Genomic DNA, 22413 nt, shown 5'->3' with positions numbered 1-22413 from the left:
GCCCGGTATAATCCGGCATGACCTCAAGCCCTACCCAATCCGCAGCGCCCGCCGCTGCCGGCGCCTCTTTCTCCAAACTGCCCCTTTCGCCCGCCACGCTGGCGACGCTGGAGCAGCTCGGCTACCAGACCATGACCCCGATCCAGGCGGCCAGCCTGCCGATCGCGCTGGCCGGCCAGGACCTGATCGCGCAGGCCAAGACCGGCAGCGGCAAGACCGCCGCCTTCGCGCTGGCGCTGCTGAACCGGCTCGATGCGCGCCGCTTCGACGTGCAGGCGCTGGTGCTGTGCCCCACGCGTGAACTGGCCGACCAGGTCACGCAGGAAATCCGCCGCCTGGCGCGCGCGGAAGAAAACATCAAGATCCTGACGCTGTGCGGCGGCTCGCCGATGCGTCCCCAGGCCGACAGCCTGGCGCATGGCGCACATATCGCGGTGGGCACGCCCGGCCGCATCATGGATCACCTGGAGCGCGGCACGCTGAACCTGGATGCGCTCAACACGCTGGTGCTGGACGAAGCCGACCGCATGCTCGACATGGGTTTCTTCGACGACATCGCCTATGTGGCGAGCCACTGCCCCAAGGAGCGCCAGACGCTGCTGTTCTCGGCCACCTATCCCGAAGGCATCGCCAAGCTCAGCCAGCAATTCCTGCGCAAGCCGCGCGAGGTCAAGCTGGAAGAGCAGCATGACGACAGCAAGATCCGCCAGCGCTTCTACGAGGTGGCCGACAGCGACCGCCTGAACGCCGTGGGCCTGCTGCTCAATCATTTCCGCCCGGTCAGCACGCTGGCCTTCTGCAACACCAAGGCCCGCTGCCGCGACCTGGTCGACCTGCTGCGCGCGCAAGGCTTCGAAGCCCTGGCACTGCACGGCGAGCTGGACCAGCGCGAGCGCGACCAGGTGCTGGTGCAGTTCGCCAACCGCAGCTGCTCGGTGCTGGTAGCCACCGACGTGGCCGCGCGCGGGCTGGACATCGCCCAGCTCGAAGCGGTGATCAACGTCGACGTCACGCCCGACCCCGAGGTCTACGTCCACCGCATCGGCCGCACCGGCCGCGCGGACCAGGATGGCTGGGCGCTTAGCCTGGCGAGCATGAACGAGATGGGCCGCGTGGGCAATATCGAGCAGGCCATGGGCGCCGAGATGGAATGGCAGCCCCTGTCCGCGCTGACTCCCGCCAGCAACGAGCGCCTGCTGCCCCCCATGGTCACGCTGCAGATCCTTGGCGGGCGCAAGGAAAAAATGCGCCCCGGCGACATCCTCGGCGCGCTCACCGGCGACGCCGGCTACACCAAGCACCAGATCGGCAAGATCAACGTGATGGACATGTCCACCTACGTGGCGGTCGAGCGTTCGATCGGGCGCGAGGCGATGCGCAAGCTGAATGACGGCACGGTGAAGGGCAAGCGCGTGAAAGTGCGCATGCTGACGGAATAACGGTGGCCGCGACGCTGCTGTCCCCGCGCATGGCGCCCTCGCCCTGCCTGCTTGGTGCTTCCCGATGAAAACGCCGAAGCGGCTGCAGCCGCTGGTCGAAGACGGCCTGGTCGATGAGGTGTTGCGCCAGCTGATGAGCGGCAAGGAAGCCACCGTCTATGTCGTGCGCAGCGGCGGCGAGATCCGTTGCGCCAAGGTCTACAAGGATGCCGCGCAACGCAGCTTCCGCCAGGCCTCGACCTACCAGGAAGGGCGCAAGGTCAAGAACAGCCGGCAGGCGCGCGCCATGGAAAAAGGCACGCGCTACGGGCGCAAGGTGGCGGAAGAAGCCTGGCACAACGCGGAGGTGGATGCGCTGTACCGGCTTGCCGCCGCCGGCGTGCGCGTGCCCACGCCCCATCTGTGCTTCGAGGGCGTGCTGCTGATGGAGCTGGTGGTGGATGCCGAGGGCAATGCCGCGCCGCGCCTGAACGACGTGGCGCTGAGCCCGGAGCAGGCGGTGGCATTTCACGACGCGCTGATCGAGCAGGTGATCTTGATGCTGTGCGCCGGCGTGGTGCACGGCGACCTCTCCGAATTCAACATCCTGGTGGATGCAGACGGCCCGGTCATCATCGACCTGCCGCAGGCGGTGGATGCCGCCGGCAACAGCGAGGCCAGCGCCATGCTGGAGCGCGATGTGGATAACCTGGCGTTTTACTTTGGCCAGTTTGCGCCGGCGCTTAACGGCACGCAGTACGGCAAGGAAATCTGGGCGCTTTACCAGGCCGGCCTGCTGCATCCCGGCGTGAAACTGACCGGCCAGGTTGCCGTGGACGACACCCCGGTGGACGTGGAAGCCGTGCTGGCGGAAGTGGAAGACGTGATCCTGGAGGAAGAGGCGCGCCAGCGGTACCTGCAAAGCGCGGAGTAGGGCGGCAGCGCGGCAGCACGGCCATGCCGCGCTCAGAACTGCGCCGAGTACTGTACGAGCAGGAAGTTGATGCCGGGGTTGGGCCGCTTGAGCCTGCCGTTGGAGTAGTGCTGCAGGCGCAGTGCGATTTCGGAGTGCACGGCATCGCCAAAGTGGTAGCCGATGGCGATGCGGTCGCCGAACTGGAACGCCGTGGAAAACACGGTCGTATCCGAGATGCGGGTGCGCGAGAGCAGGTGGGCGCCGATGGCGAGATCCGCGAAGGCTGACGCGGGGCCCGCACCCTGCAAGCGAAAGACGGGCGTCAGGCCAATGTCGCCCATTGCGCCGCCGCTGCCGCCATGCGGATCCCAGGCACCTGCGGAAATTTCCAGCCCCAGKCGCAGCCTGGCCGATCGCGTGGCGGAGGCCCACAGGTCCTGCCGCAGGTCCCAGCGCAGCTCAAGGCGGCCAAGGTTGGCTTCGGGCGCGATGCCAAGCGAGACGCCGACGCGAACGGGTTCGAACCAGCCAGCGTCGGCGATGGGCGGCGGGTCCGCCTGGGCGTAGGTACAGGCGCCGTGTAGTGCGAGGACAACGGCAAACGAAGAGACGCGCATCGAGGGGCCCTCGCAACGGACTGCAGGGCTCTCGTCCAACGCGTGGCTGCCCGGCTCTTCATTTGATCATACACATTGGCAGCCAGGCTCGCCGGGCTTTCGTCTGCGAGGAATCCGGCGTGGGCACTCGCGTGCAAGCCCGGCCGCGCACTGGCAAGACAGGCGCGCGGCGCTCAACCGAGCCGCACCACGTACCCCGCCTTCGGCTCGCTCCCGCCTGCCACCAGGCTCGCGATTCTCTCCTGCGCGGCGCCGAAGCCCTGTGCTTCGATCAGCGTCAGCCAGCCGTTCGCCGGCTCTTTCACGTAGTCGATAAACGCGCGCTGCGCTGCGTTAAAGCGCCGGTTCACGCCTTCGGGCCCCCAGTCGGCGTTGCGCTTGCGGATCTGCACCGGCGCGAAATAGAACTCGGGCTTGGGCCCGGGCAGGCCGGTATCACGCAAAAAGCCCGTGTTCTGCGCCGAGCCGGCAAAGCAGTCGTACACCAGCGCGCCGCCAAAGTGATGGTGCACGCGTGCGCGCAGCGCTTCGTCACCGGAGAAGTCCACATAGAGCGTGGGCGCGTCGGTGGCGAGTGTTTCCAGCTCGTCGTAGCTGACCACCTCCGCATAGCAGCCAAGGCCTTCGACAAAGGCGCGGTTGCGCTGCGCAGTGATGGCGGCCAGCGAGATGCCGGGGATATCGCGCAGGCAGAAGGCGGTGCCATAAGCGGTTTTGCTGGAGGCGCTGGACACCACCAGCCGCGTGGCGCCGAAGAAGCGGTTGTCCTCGAGGAAGTCGGCCAGCATGAACGACGTGATGAATAGCGGCCGGTACAGGATCTGGTAGTTTTCCAGCTCGGGCGCATAGGCGGCGTCATGGGTCACACGGGTGTACTGGTTGTACGCGGAGGTCAGGGTCCGGCGGTGCTCGATGGCATCGTAGAAGCCGCGCTCGGTCACGCGTTCAGGCTGCATGCGGATATGGCTGGCGATGGGGAAGTAGCCGTAGAAGCGCTCGCCCGCCGCCACCCCGGGCACCTTGGAGTCCACCACATCGGCAAAGCCCCACACCGGCATATGGCCCCATTCTTGTTGCCCGGTGGGAAAGAACTGCCAGTAGTTCATGGCGTCGCCGAAGGCGGCGTAGGTGATGTTGTTGGTGGTGAGCGCGAAGCGGTCGATCTTCAGCAGGACTTCGCCGGGGGCGGCGTCGGTGCGCTCCTGGCGCGCTTCCAGCCGGCTTTCATTTAGGGCATGCTTGCGTGTCAGCAGGCGGGTAACCGTGAGCGAAGGTTCGGCGCTGTCGTTGCGGCTGCCGTGGTTGTTGCCGTGGTTGCTGTGCTTCGTCTGATCCTGTCCCATTTTCTGTCCCACTCTTACTGTCGAGGTCGATGCCACCAATGTATCGCCGCAAGCCGGCCGCCGGGTTCGGAAACGCGGGTGCCGCGGCCGAGCCGGCGCAAGCGCCGGCCAGGCCGCTGAAACGCCCATCGCAGCAGCGCGCGCGCTTTACCGTGGACGCCATTTACGAGGCTTTTGTTCGGATATGGCGCTCGCGTGGCTGGGACGGCGTGACCACGCGCGCCGTGGCGCTGGAGGCCGGATGCTCCGTAGGCACCCTGTACGAATACTTCCCCAACAAGGAGGCGCTGCTCTCCGGCTATGTGCGGCACACCATCGAGCTGCTGCTGGCGCGCATCGAGGCCGAGGTGGCGGCCGCACCCGGGCTGGACTGGCGCACGCGCGTCCAGCGCCTGGCACGCCTGACCTGCGGCGCCGACGATGCCTCGCTGGAGGGCTTCGAACACGAGATGCTCAAGCTGGAAGCGCGCATCGCCGAGACCAGGCATCACCGCCGTGTGTTCGATGAGTTGTACGCAGCCTGGCAGCGCGCGCTGGCGGCATGCCCGGATTTGCCGGGTGCGCCGGACGCCGCCACGGTGCGAAGCCTGGTGGAGGCGGTCTGGGGCGCGCGCCGCTATCGCCTGCTGCTGCAGGTTGCCGAGCCCTCGCGGGCGGCATGGGTGGCGCAGATGGAGCGGCTTTGCCTGCTGGCGCTGGGGGTTGCGCCATTGTCTTCGGATCCTGCCGATTCTATGGATCCTGCGGATCGCTCCTGAACCCCACCTTCTTGTGCGTGCCGTCGCAGAATGGCTTGTTGCCCGACTGGCCGCAGCGGCAAAACCAGGCCTCGGTCATGCGGGTGATGGTTCTGCCGGTGCCGCTGATCACCTCAAGATTGCCTTTGACGCGCAGCGGTCCGTTGGGGATGGGATGGATATCGAGGGGCCCGTCGCGCTGCGCCAGCGGCTCCGATGCCACGGTGGCGGCCTCGCCGGTGGCGACAAAACCCGTGCTGGCGTGGCTGCCGTCGCACAGGGGCTTGTTGCGCGAAGCGCCGCAGCGGCACAGCGTCAGGCGAAAGCCGGCGGGCTGGCCATCGATGGTGATGGCGGCGCGTAGCGCCAGCGGGCCGTTCTCGAGCACGCGCACCACATTGACCAGGGGCGCCGCCTCGCCGGGGGAGCCGTCGACGTTCTGGTAGCTGATGGCGCCCGATGGGCAGTTGTGCGCAATCTCCGCGATTTCTTCGGCGCTGGCGTTGTCCGGGTGGATCCACTCGCCCTGTACGCCGGGCACGAACACGTCCGGGCGGTCCAGCACGCAGTGGCGCGAATGGATGCAGCGGCTGTCGTCGAAGAGCACGATGACGCGCTTGCCGGCAACGGACTCGGTGGCCATGGCTGGCCCTCCTGCGCATTGCGCGCCAGGTGGCGCGCTCCCTTTCCTTTATAGCGCTTGCCAGCGGGTTTGCGCAGTGCTTTTCAGCGGCTTGGTTTTTTTGCAAAGATTCGTGTGCGTCACCCTGTAAGGCGTGCGCGCGTGGTGCTAATCTGAAGGCGATAGGCAGCGGCGCGGTGCGCAGGTGCCCTGCCAGGCGCTCCCGCCTTTGCGCGGGTCGTGTTGCAATCCGTTGGGATCGAACAAGGAGTGGGTGATGAAAACTGCACGACAGGTTCTTGAGTCCAAACCGACTCAGGCTATCTACAGCATTCCCCCAGGCGCCACGGTTTATGCTGCGCTGCAACTGATGGCGGAGAAAGGCATTGGCGCGTTATTGGTGATCGAACGCGGCGATATCGTTGGCATTTTGAGCGAGCGGGACTATGCGCGGAAGGTGATCCTGATGAAGCGGACTTCCCGGGAGACCTTTGTTCGCGACATCATGACGTCGGCGGTGATTTATGTGCGCGGGGATCAGAGTACCGATGAGTGCATGGCGTTGATGACGCAGCATCGGTTGAGGCACTTGCCGGTGATGGACGGCGATACCTTGGTGGGCATGTTGTCGATCGGGGACCTGGTCAAGGATATTATTTCCGAGCAGAAATTTATCATCGATCAACTGGAGCACTACATTAGCGGGACGCCCCATCCCAAGCTCTGATCTCATTGCCCGGGGATTCCGCTGGTTAGCTTAAGGTCGCAAGCTTTAAGTCAACGTCTGTTTCATGACCCCTGCGGGGCGCCGGCCTGCTTTCTTGTCTTGCCAAAAAGGCAGGCAAGGACGGCGCCCCATACGGCCCTGGCACCTCTTCACGGCTCGCTTCGCTCCCGTCGTTGCTGGCGGCAAAAAAACCACAAGATTTCCGTTTTTTCGCTTCGTGCCGGCTTGCTGGCAGATAACCGCTCGTACTGAACAGAAGTACGCACGTTCCGGAAAAAGGCACGCCTGCGCCGCATCGGAAACCAACTTAGTGCCGCACTCCATATTTGGTATCCGCATATAATTATGCATTCACTGAATTAGGCCTTCCCGGGCCGTGCAGGCGGCATCTGCCAGCTCGTGGCAGTTCTCGATTCGCGCAGCGCTGGGTACGCGTCCAATCGGTTGATTTCAATTTTGTGGCCATGTTCCCCGATGTAGGCTGACAAACGAGGTGGTTTGTTGGTGGTTGGGCGCAACGTTGGTTGCTCATGACTACGCGCCCTGCTGCCCCCGATGTCTTCCTCCGCTCCTGCTTCATCTGCTTCGTCCGCTGTTGCTACCCCTGCCCTGAGCCACCAGGCCATCATGCGAGTGATCGGCGGGATCATCCTTTGCATCTTGCTGGCCGCGCTGGACCAGACCGTGGTGATTCCTGCGGTGCCGGCGATTGCCAATGACCTGAACGGGTTTGGCCATTTGTCGTGGATCGTGACGGCCTACCTGATCACTTCCACCGTTTCCACGCCCTTGTACGGCAAGTTGTCGGATACCTATGGCCGGCGCCGGCTGCTGATGCTGGCGATCGCACTGTTCATCCTGGCCTCGGTGGCGTGCGCGATGGCGGCTACGCTGGAGCAGCTGATCCTGTTCCGCGCGCTGCAAGGCATTGGTGGTGGCGGTTTGATGTCGCTGGCGCAGGCGGCGATTGCGGATGTGGTGGCGCCGCGCCAGCGTGGGCGTTACCAGGGTTACCTGGCGACCGTGTGGGCGGTGGCTTCCATCGCCGGCCCGCTGGTGGGCGGCTGGACTTCAGATCATCTGTCGTGGCGCTGGCTGTTCTGGATCAATGTGCCGCTGGGGCTGCTGGCCATGTTCATGTGCTATCGGGGCTTGAGCCAGTTGCAGGTGCGTGGCGGCTCGGCGCGGGTGGACTGGGGCGGCGCGCTGCTGCTGACGGTTTCCATTGTGGCCTTCCTGCTGGCGATGAGCTGGGGGGGCGATGTCTATGACTGGATCTCGCCGGAAATCGCTGGCCTGGCGCTGCTGGCCTTGGTGGCGGTGGCCGCGCTGGTCTGGCAGGAGCGCCGCGCGGGCGACCCGATGCTGCCGCCGAGGCTGTTTTGCAACCGCGCCTATGTGCTGGGCGTGGCGGCGTCCGCGATGGCCGCGCTGAATATCTTCTTGTGCATCTTCGCGCTGCCGCTGCATTTCCAGCTGGTGCGCGGCGCCGATGCGTCGGAGTCCGGCTTGCTGGTGGTGCCGTTCCTGCTCTCCACGGTGGCGGGCAATTTCATCGTGGCCGGGCTGGCGCCGCGCCTGGGGCGGATGCGCGGCATCCTGACTGGCGGCTTCATTGCCGCGGCGCTGGGCTTGCTGGCGCTCGTGCTGATTTCGCCCTCCACGCCGCTGGCGCTGGTGCTGCTGGCCATGATGGTGGCCGGCGTGGGGCTGGGCATGACCATGGTCGGCACCTTGATGACGGTGCAGAACGTGCTGGAGCGCCGCGATACCGGCGCMGGCACCGGCGCGCTGCTGGTGCTGCGCTCGCTTGGCAGCGCCTTTGGCGGCGCGCTGGCCGGCACCTTGCTGACGCTGGAATTCCGCCATGCCCTGCACGCTTCCGGCGTGACGCAGGCGCTCGACCTGGGGGCGCTGCGCCACGGCAGCGAGGCGCTGGCCCATCTCTCTCCCGCGGTGCGGGACGTGCTGACGGGCGGCGTGAAGTCGGGCTTTCGGCTGATTTTTGCCGTGGGCACCGTGGCCGCGCTGCTGGCGCTGGTGATCGTGCGCCGCATGCCGGACGTGGAGTTGCGCAGCAGCGTGACCGAGCACGCGGCCACGCTGGCCATGGAGTAGGCGGGGGAGGCTTGCGCATCCATTTCACGCCCAACGGCGTAAACTACGGACAGACCATCTCCGGAGTTTCCTACATGCGCAGCCTTCCCGAACAGCGCTCACGCGCCCTGCAACGCATCGCCTTGTCCGGCGCGTTGGTCCTGGCCGCTGCCGCCGCTGTTGTCGCCGCGCCGCGTCTTGCGCAAGCCGCCGATACCCCGGCAGCCACCGCCGCCAAGCCAGCCGGCGCCTGCCCGGCCTCGCTCAACTTCAAGTTCCCCCGCCTGCAGGACGAAGCGCCGCAAAACCTCTGCCAGTACGCCGGCAAGGTCGTGGTGGTGGTCAATACCGCCAGCTATTGCGGCTTTACCCCGCAATACGAAGGGCTGGAGGCGCTGTACGCCAAGTACCGCGAACGGGGGCTGGTGGTGCTGGGCTTCCCGTCGAACGACTTTTCGCAAGAGCCGGGGTCTTCCAAGGAGATCGCCGACTTTTGCTACAACACCTATGGCGTGAAATTCCCGATGCTGGGCAAGTCGCACGTGCGCGGCAGCGATGCCAATCCCATGTACGCGCTGCTGGCCAAGCAGTCCGGCACCACGCCCAAGTGGAATTTCTACAAGTACGTGATCGACCGCAACGGCCAGGTGGTGGGCAGCTATAACAGCATGACCAAGCCCGACGACAAGCAGTTCGTGAGCAAGATCGAGCAACTGCTGGACGGCGCGCGCTAAGCCACCAAGCTATTCAGCCGCCATCGGCACAGCACGGCTTCGCAGCATGAAGCCGTGCGCCACCAGGTTGAGCGCGGCAAAGCCGATCCCGGCCAGGCCACCCCCTGCCATGGCATCGGCGCACGATTCGATCCCTTCTTGACCGGCGTCAAGCCGCCGGGGCGCCGCCATCGCTACTTTCGCCGCTTTGGGGAGAGACAGACGATGGCCATCACGCTATACGATGCCGGCGGGCACACCTGCCTGCTGTTTTCGGACCTGGTCGAGGAGGAGCACGGCGAGGTGGTGCAGACCAACCAGTTCCTGATCGTCGACGCCGGCCACGGCGCGCTGATCGATCCTGGCGGGCACATGACCTACGGCGAGCTGTACCTGGCCATCAGCCGCTACTTTCCGCCCAAGCAGCTCGACTACGTGCTGGCGTCGCACGCTGATCCGGACATCGTGGCCTCGGTCGGGCGCTGGCTGACCGCCTCCGATAGCCGCATCCTGATCTCGCGCGTCTGGGCGCGGTTTTTGCCGCATTTCTGCCAGGCGGGCAAGACGGAAGGGCGCATCGTCACCATCCCCGATGCCGGCATGCCGATCGCGCTGGGCAACTGCACGTTGCTGGCGGTGCCGGCGCATTTCCTGCACTCGGAGGGCAACTTCCAGTTCTACGATCCCATCAGCAAGATCCTGTTCTCCGGCGACCTGGGCGCGGCCATGACCAGCGCGCGGGAAGCCGGCGCGGTGGTGAGCGATTTTGCCGCGCACACCCACGCCATGTTGCCCTTCCACCAGCGCTACATGAGCGGCAACCGCGCMTGCCGGCTGTGGGMCAACATGGCGCGCGGGCTGGATATCGAGTGGATCGTGCCGCAGCACGGCCCGTCGTTTCGCGGCAAGGCCATGGTGGCGCAGTTCATCGACTGGGTTTCCACGCTGGAGTGCGGGCTGGACTTGCTCAGCCAGGACGACTACAGGCTGCCGCCTTTCATCGCGGCGGCTGCCTGAGGCCCGGCACCGGTTGCACGATCAATCGCGCGCCAGCCCTTCGGCCACCAGCGCCTCGTGCACCTTCGGCCGCGCGGCCACGCGAGACAGGTAAGCCTGCAGCGCGGGGTAAGGGTTGAGCGGCATGCTCAGGAGATTGGCCCAGTTGGCGACGGCGAAGCAGTAGGCGTCGGCCACGGTGAACTGCGTGCCGCACAGGTAGTCGCGCGTGGCCAGGTGCCGGTCCAGCTCGGCGAAGCGCAGGGCCACCTTGGCCTTGCAGTCCTCGCGCGTGCTCTGCGCGGTTTCCTTGTGCCACAGCCACGGGCTGAAGACCTTGTGCAGCTCGGTGGAGACCAGCGTCAGCCAGCCCACCGCTTCCAGGCGCGCCTGGGTGCCGGCCGCCGGCAGCAGCGCCTTGCCCGGGGCGAGGTCAGCCACGTATTGCAGCAGCGATGCGGCTTCGGTGTGGCGCGAGCCATCGTCCAGTTGCAGCATCGGCACGTAGCCGCGCGGGCTTACCGCGTAGAAGTCGTCGCTGCCGTTTTCCGGCTCGGCCAGCTTGTGCGTGGCCAGGTCGACCTTGGCGAGCKAAAACGGCAGGCCGGCTTCGCGCAGTGCGATATGCACGGCCAGGGAGCAAGCGCCAGGGGAGTAGTAGAGCTTCATCGGGTGGTCCTCGCTGTTTTGGGTTCGGTTCGGGCTCGGGCTCGGGTTCGAGATTTCGGGGTTTGCCGCCACGCCTTGTGGTGGCAGTGCAGGCAGTCTAGGATTGCGAAAGCGCAATCGCAATGCGCGCCGTTGCAAGTCATGACTGCAAATTCGCAATGAATATTCCCTACCAACTCTCTTCCCCCGATCTCGACGTGGTGCTGGCATTGGTGCGTGGCGCCACGTTGGCCGAAGCCGGGCGCCGGCTCGGGCTTGATGCCTCCACCGTGTTCCGCGCGCTGCAGCGCATCGAGAAAGGGCTGGGGCGGCGCTTGTTCGAGCGCAGCCGCGCGGGCTACCTGCCAACCGAACTCGCCCAGCAGTTCGCGCAACATGCCGAACGCATCGAGGCCGAGCTGGAGGCGGCGCGCGCGCATGCCTCGGTGTCGGCGGGCACGGTGTCGGGCCTGGTGCGCATCACCACCACCGATACCGTGCTGCATGGCATGGTGCTGCCGGCGCTGGCGCCGCTCGGGCGCCGGCATCCCGGGCTGAGCTTCGAGCTGATCGCCACCAATGAGCTGGTCAGCCTGACCCGGCGCGATGCCGACATCGCCGTGCGGGCCACGCGCCATCCGCCCGATCACCTGATCGGCAAGTGCCTCGGCGCCTTGCGCGTGGCGGTGTTCGCGGCGCGGGAGCTGCTGGAGGCGGCCGGCATCGCGGTCCCCGGGCACGGCGGCGCCGTCGACCTTGCCGCGCTGGCCACGCTGCCCTGGATCGCCCCGGACGAGGCCATGCCCGATCACCCATCAGTGCGCTGGCGCCGCAAGCACCTGCCGCGCGTGGTGCCGCAATACCGCGTCAACAGCATCGCGGGCGTGCTGGAGGGCGTCGAGGCCGGGCTTGGCGCCGGCATTGTTTCACTGATGATCGGGCGGCGCAGCGGCAAGCTGGTGGCGCTCACCGGCACGCTGGACGAGTGCGACACCGACCTGTGGCTGCTGACGCATCCCGAGTCCCGGCATCTGCGGCGCATCGCCACCGTGGTCAGCCACCTGGCGGAGCATGTCAGGCTGGATGCGTAGGGCGGCGAGAACGTGCGCTCACGGCGCGGCCAGGGCGGCGGGAATGGCGCTGGCCAGAAAGTCGTAGACCGCGCGGATGCGCGCGCTGCCGCGGATTTCCCGGTGCACGGTGAGCCAGACCGGCAGCGGTGGAATGGACAGCTCGGGCAGCACCGTGCGCACGCGCGCATCGCCGGCGGCGATATAGCGCGCCGCGAAGCCCACGCCCAGGCCGGCGCGGATCGACTGYCACAGCACGATGTCGTCATCGCTGCGCACCGCAAACACCTCGCGCGTGACCTCCACGCCCATGGCCCGAAAGCCGCGCAGGATCGTGTCGTCGTGGTCATAGCCGATCAGGTCAAAGCGCGGCAGCTCCTGCGCCGTGCGCGGCACGCCCTTGCGCCGCAGGTAGTCCTCGTGGGCGCAGGCGCATAGCGCCACGGACGCCACCTTGCGCGCGATCAGCGATGCCTGCACCGGCCGCACCATGCGGATGGCGATATCGGCCTCGCGCCGCAGCAGGTTGCTGACCGCGTTGGACGACACCACTTCGATGGCAAGTTGCGGCTCGCGCAGGCGCAGGTCCGCCAGCAGCGGCGGCAGCAGGTAGCTGGCCACCGCGCGGCTCGCGGAGATGCGCACCGTCCCGGCAATGCCCGCCTGGTCGCGCGTCAGCGTGCGCGCGACCGCGTCCGCGCCCTGCTGCATCACCCGCGCGTGCCCGGCGATGGCGCGCGCGGCCTCTGTCGGCTGCAGGCCATGGCCGGTGCGCTCGAACAGCGGCACGCCGAGCTGCGCCTCCAGCTGCGCCACGTGGCGCCCCAGCGTCGGCTGGCTGCTGGAAAGCTGGCGCGCCGCGCCCAGCAGGCTGCCGGCCTCCATCACGGCCAGGAAGGAGCGCATCAGTGCCCAGTCGAATGCTTCGGCCATTTCCTCTATCGCTCCTTGCCTGGCGCGCTATTCAAAAATGAATTCGCGTGTTGCGTATTCATGCAATTGTGGCGTAGCCAAGGCTTGCCCACAATGGTCTTCAGGCGATGCTGCAAGGAGAAGGTCATGCTGGAGAACGCGATGCAGGAGAACATGATGCGCGACACCGTATTGATACTCGGCGCCAACGGCCGGCTTGGCCGCACCCTGGTCGATGCCTTTGCCGCGGCTGGCTGGACGGTGCTGGCGCAGGCACGCCGTCCGCTGGCGGGCACGGCGGCGCACAACGTGCGCAGCCTGGCTATCGATGTGGCAGACACCGCGCAACTGCTCGCCGCCGCGCGTGGCGCCAGCGTGGTGGTGAACGCGCTCAACCCGGTCTATACCGAGTGGGAGCAGCACGCCGAAGCGCTGGCGCGCAGTGGCATGGAGGTGGCACAGGCGCTGGACGCCTTGCTGCTCTATCCCGGTAACGTCTACAACTTCGGCGAGTCGATGCCGCCGCTGCTGCGCCCCGACACCGCCGAGCGGCCCAGCACGCGCAAGGGCGAGATCCGCCGTGCCATCGAGGCCGGCCTGCGCGAGCGCGCGCCCGCGCCGCGCAGCGTGGTCTTGCGCGCGGGCGATTTCTTCGGCGGCCCGGGGCGCGGCGCATGGATGGACCTGGCGATCGCCAAGTCGCAAGGTGGTCTATCCAGGCCCGCGCGACCGCGCGCATGCCTGGGCCTACCTGCCCGACCTGGCGCAGGCCTTCGTTGCGGTGGCACGGCGCCATGCGGATCTGCGCGGCCATGCCGTGCTGCATTTCGCGGGGCATACGCTAACGGGCGATGAACTGGTGAGCGCACTGGCCGAAGCCAGCGGCATGGCGCACGCACCGCGCGTGGGCGGCATGCCATGGTGGCTGATCCGCGCAGGCGGCGCGGTGGTGCCCATGTGGCGCGAGCTGGCCGAGATGGCTTACTTGTGGAATGTGCCGCACGCGCTCGATGGCACGGCGCTGGAAGCCCTGGTGGGCGAGCTGCCGCGTACGCCGCTCAAGCAGGCGCTGCGCGCAAGCCTGGGCGAACTGGGTTTGCGGGTGGCAGCCTGAGTGCGGCGCCAGGCCTGCCCAATGATGTCGGCGCGCGTCACCACGCTGCCGAACTGATGCCGCCACAGCGTCGCGCCCAGCGGCGCAGCTTAGTCCAGCATCGCCGCCAGCGTCGGCGGCAACCCGCGATTCGGCTTGTGCGGCGGGCGCGCGAAGCTGCCTTGCGCCGCGCCAGTGGGCGCCAGTGCGATCAAGCTCTCGCAATGCCGGATCGCGCTGGACACGCCATCCACCACCGGCACCGGAATCCGGTCCTTGAGCGTACGCGCCAGCCCGGCCAGCGGCGCGCCGGCCACGATGATCACGTCCGCGCCATCCTCGTGCACCGCCTTCAGGCTGAGTTCCTCCAGCCGCGCCGCATGATCCTCCTGCACGCTGCCGATATCGCGCAGCGGCTGCTGCAGCGAACGCACGCTGGCCAGCCGCGAGGTCAGCCCATTCGCCGCCACGCACTCGCGGTACCAGGCCTCGATCCGATGCGAGATCGCAATGATGGAAAAACGCTGCCCAAGCAGGCAGGCGCTGGCCAGCGCGGCCTCTGTCATCCCCACCACTGGCACATTGAACAGTTCCTTCAACCCCGCCAGCCCGGGATCGCCAAACGCAGCCACCACCAGGCCATCGAACTGCCCCTGATGCTMCGCCGCCACGCAAGCGGTCGCGTAGCCGCCCACCAGCGCTTCGAACCGCGTCTCGATATATGCCACGCCGAACTGCGCCGTCGCCACCCCGAGGGGGTGTCGCCCCATCCGGCGCGCCTTCTTTGCCTACTTTCTTGGCAAGACAAGAAAGTAGGTCGCCTCCCCGGAGGGGAGGTGAAACTGCCTTTGACTTTAGGCTTTTGAATTTGAAGTTAAGCCACTCACGTCAACTCAACAACACCCTCAAACCAACGAAGGCGCCCCCRCCGGCAAGAACCTCCCCCGCCCCGGCGCCGGCTCCAGATACCTCCCATCCTCCACCAGCAATTCTCCCCGCGAGAAGCAATGCACCGGCCACCCGGTCACTTCAATCCCCTCATAAGGCGTGTAATCCACTGCATGATGCAAATCGCTATTAGCAATCCGCACCTTCCGCAAAGGATCCCACAAGGCGATATCCGCATCGGCGCCCACGGCAATCGTTCCCTTGCGCGGATACAAGCCATAGAGCCGCGCCGGCCGGTACGCAGTCAGCTCGACAAACTGATGCAACGAAAGCCGGCCTTGCGCGATGCCGTTGAACAGCAGCGGCAAGCGCGTCTCGATGCCGGGCACGCCATTGGGAATGTGGTCAAACGGCTGGGCCGTGCCGCCTAGCTTCTTGCCTTGCGGATCGTCATAGTTGAACGGCGCATGGTCCGAGGAAAACACACTGAACACGCCATTGGTCAGCGCACGCCAGACGGCCGCCTGGTTCTCCGGGTCGCGCGGCGGCGGGCTGCATACGCACTTGGCGCCTTCATAGCCGTCATCGCCAGGCAAGCCCATATCCTCGGCCGTCAGGTACAGGTACTGCGGGCAGGTCTCGGCCAGGATCGGCAGCCCCCTGCCCTGTGCCCAGCGAATCTGCTCGATCGCCTCCTTGCCGGAAACATGCACGATCAGGATCGGCACGTCGACCAGCTCGGCAAAGGTGATCGCGCGGTGCGTGGCTTCGCGTTCCACCAGCGCAGGCCGGGCCATGCCGTGGAAACGCGGCGAGATGCGCCCTTCCCCGACCAGCTTTTCAGTGAGCCACGAGATGCAATCCGCGTTCTCGGCATGCACCATCACCAGCGCATCGTTGCGCTTGGCCACGTCGAGCACGTCCAGCATCTCGCGGTCGGATAGCTTCAGATCGTCGTAGGTCATGTAGACCTTGAACGAGGTGTAGCCCTTGCGAATCAACTCGGGCAATTCATTCTGCAAGACTTCCGGCGTGGGGTCCGCCACGATCAGGTGGAAGCCGTAGTCCGCCACCGCGCGGCCTTCGGCGCGGCGATGGTAGTCCGCCACCGCTGCCTTGAGCGAGCCGCCCTTTTCCTGCGCCGCGAACGGGATCACCGTGGTGGTGCCACCGCACACGGCAGCGCGCGTGCCGGTGAGGAAATCATCCGCCATGCGCATGCCGTCGGGCATGGGCTGGTCCAGGTGGACGTGGCCATCCACGCCGCCCGGCAGCGCCAGCAGGCCGGTGGCATCCATCTCGCGCGCGGCGCGCGGCAGGTCATTGCCCAGCATGGCGATGCGGCCATCGCGCACGCCGATGTCGCAGGTGAAGCGGTCTGAGGCGGTGACCACTTCGGCGTTGCGGATGACAAGATCGAGTTCGGTGTTCATGCGCCCTGCTCCTTCATTCCACTTCGGCAAACAAGCGGCCCCAGCCGCGCAGCGCGCGCGTGTCCACGCCAGCCAGGCGCAGTGATTTCCACACCACGGTGGAGATGGTGTCGTAGACGKGGATGCCGGTCTCGGCTTCCAGCGCCTCCACCAGGTGCGCCGCGCGCAGGTTGGTGCAGAACGTGGTGATGGCGGACGGCTTGTGCTGCGCCACTTCGCGCACCATGCGTCGGATGGTGTCTTCTTCCACCTCGGCGAAGCTGTAGTTCACGTGCAGGTCGAGGTGGCGCTCGGCCGTGCAGCTAAAGCCGTTGCGCTTGTAGTTCTGCACGATGCGTTGCTGCACATCGTCGAGATAGGGCGTGACCAGGCCGAAGTCGCGCGCGCCGGTTTTTTCCAGGATTTCGTTCAGCGCCAGCACCGAGGTGGTGGCGGGAATGCCGGTTGCCTCGGTGATCTGACAGCACAGCGCCTGGTCTTTCTCGAAGCCGAGCCAGCCGGAAGAGGTGCCGTTCCATGCGATCACGTCCACGCGCGCGTCGGCCAGCAAYTTGGCCGCGCCGATGATCTTGTCGAGRTCGAACTGGCCMAGSGCCTGGTCGCGCAGCGAGATYTCGGTRACGGTGAAGCGCGAGAAATGCGCGCTGACRTTSGGCAGGCCGCTCACCATGGCGCTGGTGATGGGTTCCAGCGCGGTATTGGACGACGGCGTGAGCATGCCGAGAAGGGTGCGTTTGGTCATGGGGTAATGCTCTTTAGGAGATGCCGCGCCGCTGCCGGCGTGTGCCGGCGCGGCGCGTGCGACTGGTTGGCTAGCTGTGGAGAACGCGCTGCGCTCAGACCGGCAGCTTCTTCTCGTAGTCGATCGCGGTCGAGGAGATCAGCAGGCCCACGCCGGCCGCGGCAAAGAACATCAGCGCCAGGAAGTACGAGCCGGTGAACTGCACGATCATGCCGACGATGATGGGCACGGTGATGCCGCCGATATTGCCGCCCAGGTTCATGATGCCGCCCAGCACGCCCACCTTGTTGCGGGTGCCGAGGATCGACGGGATGCACCAGTACAGGCCGCACCAGCGCAGGAAGAACAGCGTGGAAGAGAGCAGGGCAACCACCACCACCGGATCCTTCACGTAAGCCACCGAGAAGATCGACACGGTAGCCACCACGGCGGCGATGCCGAACAGGGTGCGCATCACCAGGTTGGGCGCGCCACMGGCGGCCTTCCACTTGTCGGCGATCCAGCCGCCGATGAGTTCACCGATAAAGCCGGAGAAGAAGATGATGAAGCTGGCGCCGCCCATCTGCTTGATGTCGAAGCCGTGCACCTTGTTCAGGTAGTTGGGCATCCACGTCAGCAGGCCGTAGAAGACGCTGTTGAAGCACATCCAGCCGGTCGCCATGCACCACACGGAGCGGTACTTGAGGAAGTCGAGCGAGCGGCCCGACAGGTTGGCCGGCTCGGCGCGGTGCTCGCTGGCTTGCGCAGCTTCGATATAGCTCGCTTCCAGCTCATTGACGCCGCGGTGCTCGCGCGGCGAGTTGCGCACGTAGTACCACGCCAGCATGCCGGCCAGCACGGTGCCCACGCCAGCCACCACGAAGGCCAGGCGCCAGGAACCCAGCGCGGTGATCAGCCAGGTGATGATGATGGCGCCGAGCGCCGCACCTAGCGGCGCGCCGCCGTCCAGCAGGGTGGCGCCGCGGCCGCGTTCGTTCTGCGTCATCCAGATCGCATTGAGCTTGCCGCCGGCCGGGTAGATCGGCGCTTCGGCCGCGCCCAGCCCGAGCCGGGTCAGCAACAGCGCGCCGGCGCTGGTGCACACGGCCGCCAGGGCCTGGAACGCGCCCCAGAAGACGGTGGCGGTGGCGATCACGATGCGCGGCTTGTACTTGTCCGCCAGCATGCCGCCTGGAATCTGCATGACCGCGTAGGTCCAGAAGAAAGAGCTGAGGATCAGCCCCTGCATGGTGGGGCTGAGATCGAACTCCTTGGCGATCAGCGGCATCGCGACCGAGAGCGAGGCCCGGTCGATGTAGTTGATGGCGATGAGGAACAACATCATCAGGAAAATCTTCCAGCGCACGGAGCTCTTCGTCTCCGTTAGCGCTGCAGCCCGGCTTGTCGTTTGCATGACGCTTGTCTCCTTTGGGGGAATGTTAGGCGGTTTGTGTTGTGTGTCGCGCAACTGGAACGGAGTATAGGATACGTAATCTGTAATTACAACTGTCGTAAGTCATTGATTTTATTGTTATGCGAACGCACAATTTTGGGATGTGTTAGCCTTCTTGTGGTGCATGTTCCCCATCTCGGTGATGTCTGTGACTCAAACGCTTCCTAAATCCACCCGCCTGCGCACCCTCGGCATGTCGGCCGAAATCGCCGCGCGGCTGCGCACCATGATCGAGGAGGGCGAGCTGCCCCCCGGCGCGCGCATCGACGAGCGCGCCTTTTGCGAGATGTTCGATGTCTCCAAGACGCCGCTGCGCGAGGCGCTCAAGGTGCTGGTGTCCGAAGGCCTGGTGCTGCATCGGCAGTACATCGGCTACCGCGTGGCGCCGCTCGATCTTGATGAGCTGCGTTCCACCTTCGAGACGCTGCACGGGCTGGAGGCCACCGCCGGCGAACTCGCGGCGGCGCGCCTGTCCGAGGTGGCCATGGCGCGCCTGGAGCGCAAGCACCAGGCCATGCTGGAGGCGCACGCCGCCGGGCGGCGCACCGAGTACTTCCGCACCAACCAGGAAATCCACCAGCTGATCATCGACGGCGCGGCCAACCCTGTGCTGGCCGGCATCTACGCGATGTTGATGAGCAAGGTCCACCGCGCGCGCGGCGCCGCCAATGCGGATATGCTGCGCTGGCAGGAGTCGTTTGATGAGCACGAGGCCATCATGGCCGCGCTGCGCGAACCGGGCCGGCCGCGGCTGGCGCAGGTGCTGCGCCAGCATTCCGAGAACACTGCAAAAGAAGTCCTGACCGTGGTCGCGCGGACCCTTTCCGAGCCCGCCGGCCACATCGCCACCGAAGCCAAGGGGAAACGATGAAACTAGTACGTGTGGGTAAGCCGGGCGCGGAACGCCCGGGTCTGATCGATGCCGAAGGCCGCGTGCGCGACCTGTCCGGCGTGCTGGACGGCCTCGGGCCGCAGGCGCTGTCGGCCGAAGCGCTGGCGCGCCTGGCCAAGCTGGACCCGGCCACGCTGCCGGTGGTGCAGGCCGAGCGCTTCGGCGTGCCCTGGACCGGCATCGGCAAGATCGTGGCCATCGGCCTGAACTACGCCGACCATGCCGCCGAGGCGGGCATGGCGCTGCCGGCCGAGCCCATCGTCTTCCTGAAGGCCAACAGCTCGCTCAACGGGCCCAACGACCCGGTGATGCTGCCGCGCGGCTCCGAGAAGACCGACTGGGAAGTGGAGCTCGGCGTGGTGATCGGCAAAGTGGCGCGCGACGTCTCGCTCGCCGATGCGCTCTCGCACGTGGCCGGCTACTGTGTGGTGAACGACGTCTCCGAGCGCGAATTCCAGATCGAGCGCGGCGGCACCTGGGACAAGGGCAAGGGTTGCGACACCTTCTGCCCGGTCGGCCCGTGGCTGGTCACGCGCGACGAAGTGCCCGACCCGCAGGCGCTGGGCCTGTGGCTGGATGTCAACGGCCAGCGCGTGCAGAAGGGCAGCACCGCCACCATGGTGTTCGACGTGGCGACGCTGGTGAGCTACGTCAGCCGCTTCATGACGCTGCACCCCGGCGACCTGATCTGCACCGGCACGCCGCCGGGCGTGGGCATGGGCTTCAAGCCGCCGCGCTTTCTCAAGGCGGGCGACACCATGCGCCTGGGCATCGACGGCCTGGGCGAGCAGGGCCAGACGGTGGTGGCATACGCGTAAGGGCGGGCCAAAGCCACGCGCCATGACGACGGCTGRGCAAACCAGCGGCCGTGGACGAAGCCGCCGAACAGGCCAAAGCCGCGCGCCGTGACGACGGCTGTCTCTCCCTCTCCCCTCAGGGGGAGAGGGCCGGGGAGAGGGGTGGCTCAGCTAGGAGCCACTGGAAGCGAAGCCCGTGGTGTTTGGTGTTGTCCAATACGCAGGCGTAACGAGCGCCCGCCCTCTCCCCCATCCCCTCTCCCGCACACGGAAGAGGGGAGCACGACAACGCGGAGCTAGCATCGTGCCTGGCCCTAGTTGAGTCGCAAATCGTGTCGCCTGTACCGCTATCGACACCTGCCCCCACGCCCGCAAATCTCCCCATGATCCCAGCGAACGCGAGAACGTTCCCCGTTCGCAACAGTTGTTACCCTGATTTCGCTACAAAGGGTTAAACCGTTTGCGCTCTGCGCCCAGCGTGAAATACTGTTTTCTATACGCCCCCGCCTCGTAAAGGGGCCTCGAAGAAAACGAGTACTGCCATGTCAGAACACGCCCCCGAACTGATCGAGTCACTTCTTGCCGACTCGCACGCGACCCAGCCCGCCGCCTCCGCTCCCTCCGCTCCCCGCGCTTCACGATTCTGTGAACTGGCCGACACCGTCGACAGCCGCGCCGAGCTGGAAGCCATCCGCCACAGTATCCACCAGCACCCCGAGCTCGCCTTCGACGAAGTGCGCACCGCCGAGCTGGTCGCCACCCAGCTCGAAGGCTGGGGCTACGCGGTGACGCGCAGCATTGGCGGCACCGGCGTGGTTGGCACGCTGCGCCAGGGCGACGGTCCGCGCAGCATCGGCGTGCGCGCCGACATGGACGCGCTGCCCATTCATGAGCGCACCGGCCTGGCGTACGCCAGCATCCACGCCGGCAAGATGCACGCCTGCGGCCACGACGGCCACACCACCGTGCTGCTCGGCGCGGCGCGCCAGCTGGCCCGCACACGCAACTTCAACGGCACCGTCAACCTGATCTTCCAGCCCGCCGAGGAAATCGGTGCTGGCGGCGGCGCCGAGCGCATGCTCGCCGACGGCCTGTTCGAGCGCTTTCCCTGCGACGCGATCTTCGGGCTGCACAACCATCCCGGCGTGGAAGCCGGCACCTTCATGTTCCGCGCCGGCCCCTTCATGGCGGCCTGCGATACGGTCGCCATCACCATCCGCGGCAAGGGCGGCCACGCGGCCCGCCCGCACCAGTCGATCGACCCGATCCTGGTCGCCGGCAGCCTGGTGATGGCGCTGCAGAGCATCGTGTMGCGCAATATCGACCCGAACGAAACCGCCGTGGTCACCATTGGCACGTTGCATGCCGGGCATGTGCCCAACGTGATCCCCGAGAGCGCCAAGCTGGAGTTGAGCGTGCGGTCGTTCAGCCCCGATGTGCGGCGTACGCTGGAGGATCGTATCCGGCGGCTGGTGACCTCACATGTGGAGGGCTATGGCGCTACGGTGGAGATTGATTACATCCGGGGCTATCCGGTACTGATCAACAGTGAGCGCGAGACCGAGTTCGCCCGCCAGGTGGCTGAGGAACTGGTGGGGCCCGACAAGGTGGTGGCGAATTTCCCGCTGATCGCCGGGAGCGAGGATTTTGCCTACTTCCTGCAGCAACGGCCGGGGTGTTTTGTGCGGATGGGGAACGGGGCGGGGCAGCCTTTGCTGCATAACGCTGGGTATGATTTTAATGATGAGAATTTGACGGTTGGGGCGGCTTATTGGGCTAGGTTGGTGGAGAGGTATTTGGAGGTTTGAAGGGGGGGGCGGGGGGAGACCAGTTGGCTTTTGCTGTATTGGCTGGTGTTTTTTCAGCGATGATGGTTTTTGGACCCAAGTGCCATACKACATCCCCCTGCGGGGGCTGCCGGTCACTTTTCTTTGACCGGCAAAGAAAACTAAYGAAAAGAAAGCCGCCCTGCCGGGAGCAGAGCAATAAGGCTATCTGGGCCTCGGTGGTTGCGTCGTACGGCCCCGAGTGTTGGCTGGCGTGTCCAACCGGCCCGAAGGGCATCGCTACTACATGACCCAATGGTCACGTGGTGGTGCCCCTCATCGCTTTGCTCGGTGAGCGTTCGGGCATCTGCCGTTCGCGGTGCGCGGCGCCGCGATCCTGCCTGCCTTGGTGGTTTCGTGGTTTTGTCTCTGACGGTGGCCGCCCAGCCATTTGATGCCCTGCCGTACCGGCGCGAGCGGCACCTTGCTACCAACTCCCCTGGTTTCGTGGTGGGCACCGTGGCCCGGTTCGCGGGGCCGTGCTCGCACCACAC

General features: G+C 66.3%; 23 protein-coding genes. 13 read left to right on the top strand and 10 right to left on the bottom strand.

Going from position 1 to position 22413, the window contains the following annotated elements:
* Positions 1 to 17: 17 nt before the first annotated feature.
* Entirely contained in the window at positions 18 to 1439 is a 1422-nt protein-coding gene (gene dbpA, locus AC1DS3_RS23715) for an ATP-dependent RNA helicase DbpA (RefSeq protein ID WP_441639154.1), read from the top strand.
* 64 nt (positions 1440 to 1503) lie between these two features.
* On the top strand, positions 1504 to 2352 hold the full coding sequence (locus tag AC1DS3_RS23710; RefSeq protein WP_174425685.1) for a PA4780 family RIO1-like protein kinase: 849 nt from the start codon (positions 1504 to 1506) through the stop codon (positions 2350 to 2352).
* A gap of 32 nt (positions 2353 to 2384) precedes the next feature.
* Here AC1DS3_RS23710 and AC1DS3_RS23705 read toward each other — a convergent pair whose 3' ends face one another.
* The gene (locus tag AC1DS3_RS23705) at positions 2385 to 2951 is read right to left on the bottom strand and encodes an acyloxyacyl hydrolase (protein WP_441639152.1); all 567 of its coding nucleotides are present in this window, start codon (positions 2949 to 2951) and stop codon (positions 2385 to 2387) included.
* Positions 2952 to 3124: 173 nt separating this feature from the next.
* On the bottom strand, positions 3125 to 4294 hold the full coding sequence (locus AC1DS3_RS23700) for a DUF2855 family protein (protein ID WP_441639150.1): 1170 nt from the start codon (positions 4292 to 4294) through the stop codon (positions 3125 to 3127).
* Positions 4295 to 4332: 38 nt separating this feature from the next.
* Between AC1DS3_RS23700 and AC1DS3_RS23695 the strand changes: the two genes are divergently transcribed.
* The gene (locus AC1DS3_RS23695) at positions 4333 to 5052 is read left to right on the top strand and encodes a TetR/AcrR family transcriptional regulator (RefSeq protein ID WP_441639148.1); all 720 of its coding nucleotides are present in this window, start codon (positions 4333 to 4335) and stop codon (positions 5050 to 5052) included.
* Here AC1DS3_RS23695 and AC1DS3_RS23690 read toward each other — a convergent pair.
* Positions 5027 to 5674, bottom strand: coding sequence for a CDGSH iron-sulfur domain-containing protein (locus AC1DS3_RS23690; protein WP_441639146.1), 648 nt, complete (start codon positions 5672 to 5674; stop codon positions 5027 to 5029). The two genes, AC1DS3_RS23695 and AC1DS3_RS23690, sit on opposite strands and share 26 nt — an antisense overlap.
* Before the next feature lie 256 nt (positions 5675 to 5930).
* Between AC1DS3_RS23690 and AC1DS3_RS23685 the strand changes: the two genes are divergently transcribed.
* The 3 genes from AC1DS3_RS23685 (at position 5931) to AC1DS3_RS23675 (ending at position 9211) form a co-directional block, all read left to right on the top strand.
* Positions 5931 to 6380 carry a CBS domain-containing protein gene (locus AC1DS3_RS23685; RefSeq protein ID WP_441639144.1) on the top strand — a complete coding sequence of 150 codons (450 nt, stop codon included), beginning with the start codon at positions 5931 to 5933 and terminating at the stop codon, positions 6378 to 6380.
* A gap of 627 nt (positions 6381 to 7007) precedes the next feature.
* Positions 7008 to 8498, top strand: coding sequence for an MDR family MFS transporter (locus tag AC1DS3_RS23680; protein ID WP_441639142.1), 1491 nt, complete (start codon positions 7008 to 7010; stop codon positions 8496 to 8498).
* 74 nt (positions 8499 to 8572) lie between these two features.
* The gene (locus AC1DS3_RS23675; RefSeq protein WP_441639140.1) at positions 8573 to 9211 is read left to right on the top strand and encodes a glutathione peroxidase; all 639 of its coding nucleotides are present in this window, start codon (positions 8573 to 8575) and stop codon (positions 9209 to 9211) included.
* A 9-nt stretch (positions 9212 to 9220) separates the two neighbouring features.
* Here the strand turns inward: AC1DS3_RS23675 and AC1DS3_RS23670 are convergent, their stop codons facing one another.
* Complete coding sequence (locus tag AC1DS3_RS23670; RefSeq protein ID WP_441639138.1) at positions 9221 to 9382, bottom strand: hypothetical protein; 162 nt, start codon at positions 9380 to 9382, stop codon at positions 9221 to 9223.
* A gap of 33 nt (positions 9383 to 9415) precedes the next feature.
* Between AC1DS3_RS23670 and AC1DS3_RS23665 the strand changes: the two genes are divergently transcribed.
* Positions 9416 to 10207: an oxygen-binding di-iron domain-containing protein gene (locus tag AC1DS3_RS23665; protein WP_477128075.1), complete on the top strand. Its 792-nt coding sequence runs from the start codon at positions 9416 to 9418 to the stop codon at positions 10205 to 10207.
* Positions 10208 to 10228: 21 nt separating this feature from the next.
* Here AC1DS3_RS23665 and gstA read toward each other — a convergent pair whose 3' ends face one another.
* Positions 10229 to 10855, bottom strand: a complete 627-nt coding sequence (gene gstA, locus AC1DS3_RS23660) for a glutathione transferase GstA (RefSeq protein ID WP_477128074.1) — start codon at positions 10853 to 10855, stop codon at positions 10229 to 10231.
* A gap of 158 nt (positions 10856 to 11013) precedes the next feature.
* Between gstA and AC1DS3_RS23655 the strand changes: the two genes are divergently transcribed.
* Entirely contained in the window at positions 11014 to 11925 is a 912-nt protein-coding gene (locus tag AC1DS3_RS23655) for a LysR family transcriptional regulator (RefSeq protein WP_441639132.1), read from the top strand.
* Positions 11926 to 11943: 18 nt separating this feature from the next.
* On the opposite strand, the gene AC1DS3_RS23650 is transcribed toward AC1DS3_RS23655, so the two are convergent.
* Complete coding sequence (locus AC1DS3_RS23650) at positions 11944 to 12837, bottom strand: LysR family transcriptional regulator (RefSeq protein ID WP_477128073.1); 894 nt, start codon at positions 12835 to 12837, stop codon at positions 11944 to 11946.
* 126 nt (positions 12838 to 12963) lie between these two features.
* On the opposite strand from AC1DS3_RS23650, the gene AC1DS3_RS23645 reads away from it, so the two are divergent.
* Positions 12964 to 13671, top strand: coding sequence for an NmrA family NAD(P)-binding protein (locus AC1DS3_RS23645; RefSeq protein WP_477128072.1), 708 nt, complete (start codon positions 12964 to 12966; stop codon positions 13669 to 13671).
* Between the two features lie 4 nt (positions 13672 to 13675).
* Positions 13676 to 13930, top strand: coding sequence for a hypothetical protein (locus tag AC1DS3_RS23640; protein WP_477128071.1), 255 nt, complete (start codon positions 13676 to 13678; stop codon positions 13928 to 13930).
* An 89-nt stretch (positions 13931 to 14019) separates the two neighbouring features.
* Here the strand turns inward: AC1DS3_RS23640 and AC1DS3_RS23635 are convergent, their stop codons facing one another.
* The 4 genes from AC1DS3_RS23635 to AC1DS3_RS23620 all read right to left on the bottom strand — a co-directional run bounded on the left by AC1DS3_RS23635 (position 14020) and on the right by AC1DS3_RS23620 (position 18365).
* Positions 14020 to 14679 (bottom strand): aspartate/glutamate racemase family protein, encoded by a 660-nt coding sequence (locus AC1DS3_RS23635; RefSeq protein ID WP_477128070.1) that lies wholly within the window; start codon positions 14677 to 14679, stop codon positions 14020 to 14022.
* 135 nt (positions 14680 to 14814) lie between these two features.
* Complete coding sequence (hydA, locus tag AC1DS3_RS23630) at positions 14815 to 16230, bottom strand: dihydropyrimidinase (RefSeq protein WP_477128069.1); 1416 nt, start codon at positions 16228 to 16230, stop codon at positions 14815 to 14817.
* A 13-nt stretch (positions 16231 to 16243) separates the two neighbouring features.
* Positions 16244 to 16972 carry a maleate cis-trans isomerase family protein gene (locus AC1DS3_RS23625; protein ID WP_477128068.1) on the bottom strand — a complete coding sequence of 243 codons (729 nt, stop codon included), beginning with the start codon at positions 16970 to 16972 and terminating at the stop codon, positions 16244 to 16246.
* A 94-nt stretch (positions 16973 to 17066) separates the two neighbouring features.
* Positions 17067 to 18365 (bottom strand): MFS transporter, encoded by a 1299-nt coding sequence (locus AC1DS3_RS23620; protein WP_477128067.1) that lies wholly within the window; start codon positions 18363 to 18365, stop codon positions 17067 to 17069.
* Between the two features lie 181 nt (positions 18366 to 18546).
* Here AC1DS3_RS23620 and AC1DS3_RS23615 point away from each other — a divergent pair, with 181 nt between their 5' ends.
* The 3 genes from AC1DS3_RS23615 (at position 18547) to AC1DS3_RS23605 (ending at position 21901) form a co-directional block, all read left to right on the top strand.
* Entirely contained in the window at positions 18547 to 19275 is a 729-nt protein-coding gene (locus AC1DS3_RS23615) for a GntR family transcriptional regulator (RefSeq protein ID WP_441641567.1), read from the top strand.
* Positions 19272 to 20114: a fumarylacetoacetate hydrolase family protein gene (locus AC1DS3_RS23610; protein WP_441641568.1), complete on the top strand. Its 843-nt coding sequence runs from the start codon at positions 19272 to 19274 to the stop codon at positions 20112 to 20114. Before AC1DS3_RS23615 ends, AC1DS3_RS23610 begins: the two co-directional genes overlap by 4 nt.
* Positions 20115 to 20635: 521 nt before the next feature.
* Complete coding sequence (locus tag AC1DS3_RS23605) at positions 20636 to 21901, top strand: M20 aminoacylase family protein (RefSeq protein WP_477128066.1); 1266 nt, start codon at positions 20636 to 20638, stop codon at positions 21899 to 21901.
* Positions 21902 to 22413: the final 512 nt, after the last annotated feature.

The sequence above is a fragment of the Cupriavidus sp. 01L46 genome (assembly GCF_056399905.1).
The sequence above is the reverse complement of the archived record's forward strand: the minus strand, read 5'-3'. Positions and strand labels throughout refer to the sequence as shown.

What these genes read in the sequence shown, in the direction of transcription:
- AC1DS3_RS23610 (WP_441641568.1), top strand. Translation starts at nt 19,272, where the DNA reads ATGAAACTAGTACGTGTGGGTAAGCCGGGCGCGGAACGCCCGGGTCTG.
- AC1DS3_RS23655 (WP_441639132.1), top strand. Translation starts at nt 11,014, where the DNA reads ATGAATATTCCCTACCAACTCTCTTCCCCCGATCTCGACGTGGTGCTG.
- dbpA (WP_441639154.1), top strand. Translation starts at nt 18, where the DNA reads ATGACCTCAAGCCCTACCCAATCCGCAGCGCCCGCCGCTGCCGGCGCC.
- AC1DS3_RS23700 (WP_441639150.1), bottom strand. Translation starts at nt 4,294, where the DNA reads ATGGGACAGGATCAGACGAAGCACAGCAACCACGGCAACAACCACGGC.
- AC1DS3_RS23690 (WP_441639146.1), bottom strand. Translation starts at nt 5,674, where the DNA reads ATGGCCACCGAGTCCGTTGCCGGCAAGCGCGTCATCGTGCTCTTCGAC.
- AC1DS3_RS23710 (WP_174425685.1), top strand. Translation starts at nt 1,504, where the DNA reads ATGAAAACGCCGAAGCGGCTGCAGCCGCTGGTCGAAGACGGCCTGGTC.
- AC1DS3_RS23670 (WP_441639138.1), bottom strand. Translation starts at nt 9,382, where the DNA reads ATGGCGGCGCCCCGGCGGCTTGACGCCGGTCAAGAAGGGATCGAATCG.
- AC1DS3_RS23695 (WP_441639148.1), top strand. Translation starts at nt 4,333, where the DNA reads ATGTATCGCCGCAAGCCGGCCGCCGGGTTCGGAAACGCGGGTGCCGCG.
- AC1DS3_RS23645 (WP_477128072.1), top strand. Translation starts at nt 12,964, where the DNA reads ATGCTGGAGAACGCGATGCAGGAGAACATGATGCGCGACACCGTATTG.
- AC1DS3_RS23685 (WP_441639144.1), top strand. Translation starts at nt 5,931, where the DNA reads ATGAAAACTGCACGACAGGTTCTTGAGTCCAAACCGACTCAGGCTATC.
- AC1DS3_RS23615 (WP_441641567.1), top strand. Translation starts at nt 18,547, where the DNA reads ATGTCTGTGACTCAAACGCTTCCTAAATCCACCCGCCTGCGCACCCTC.
- AC1DS3_RS23675 (WP_441639140.1), top strand. Translation starts at nt 8,573, where the DNA reads ATGCGCAGCCTTCCCGAACAGCGCTCACGCGCCCTGCAACGCATCGCC.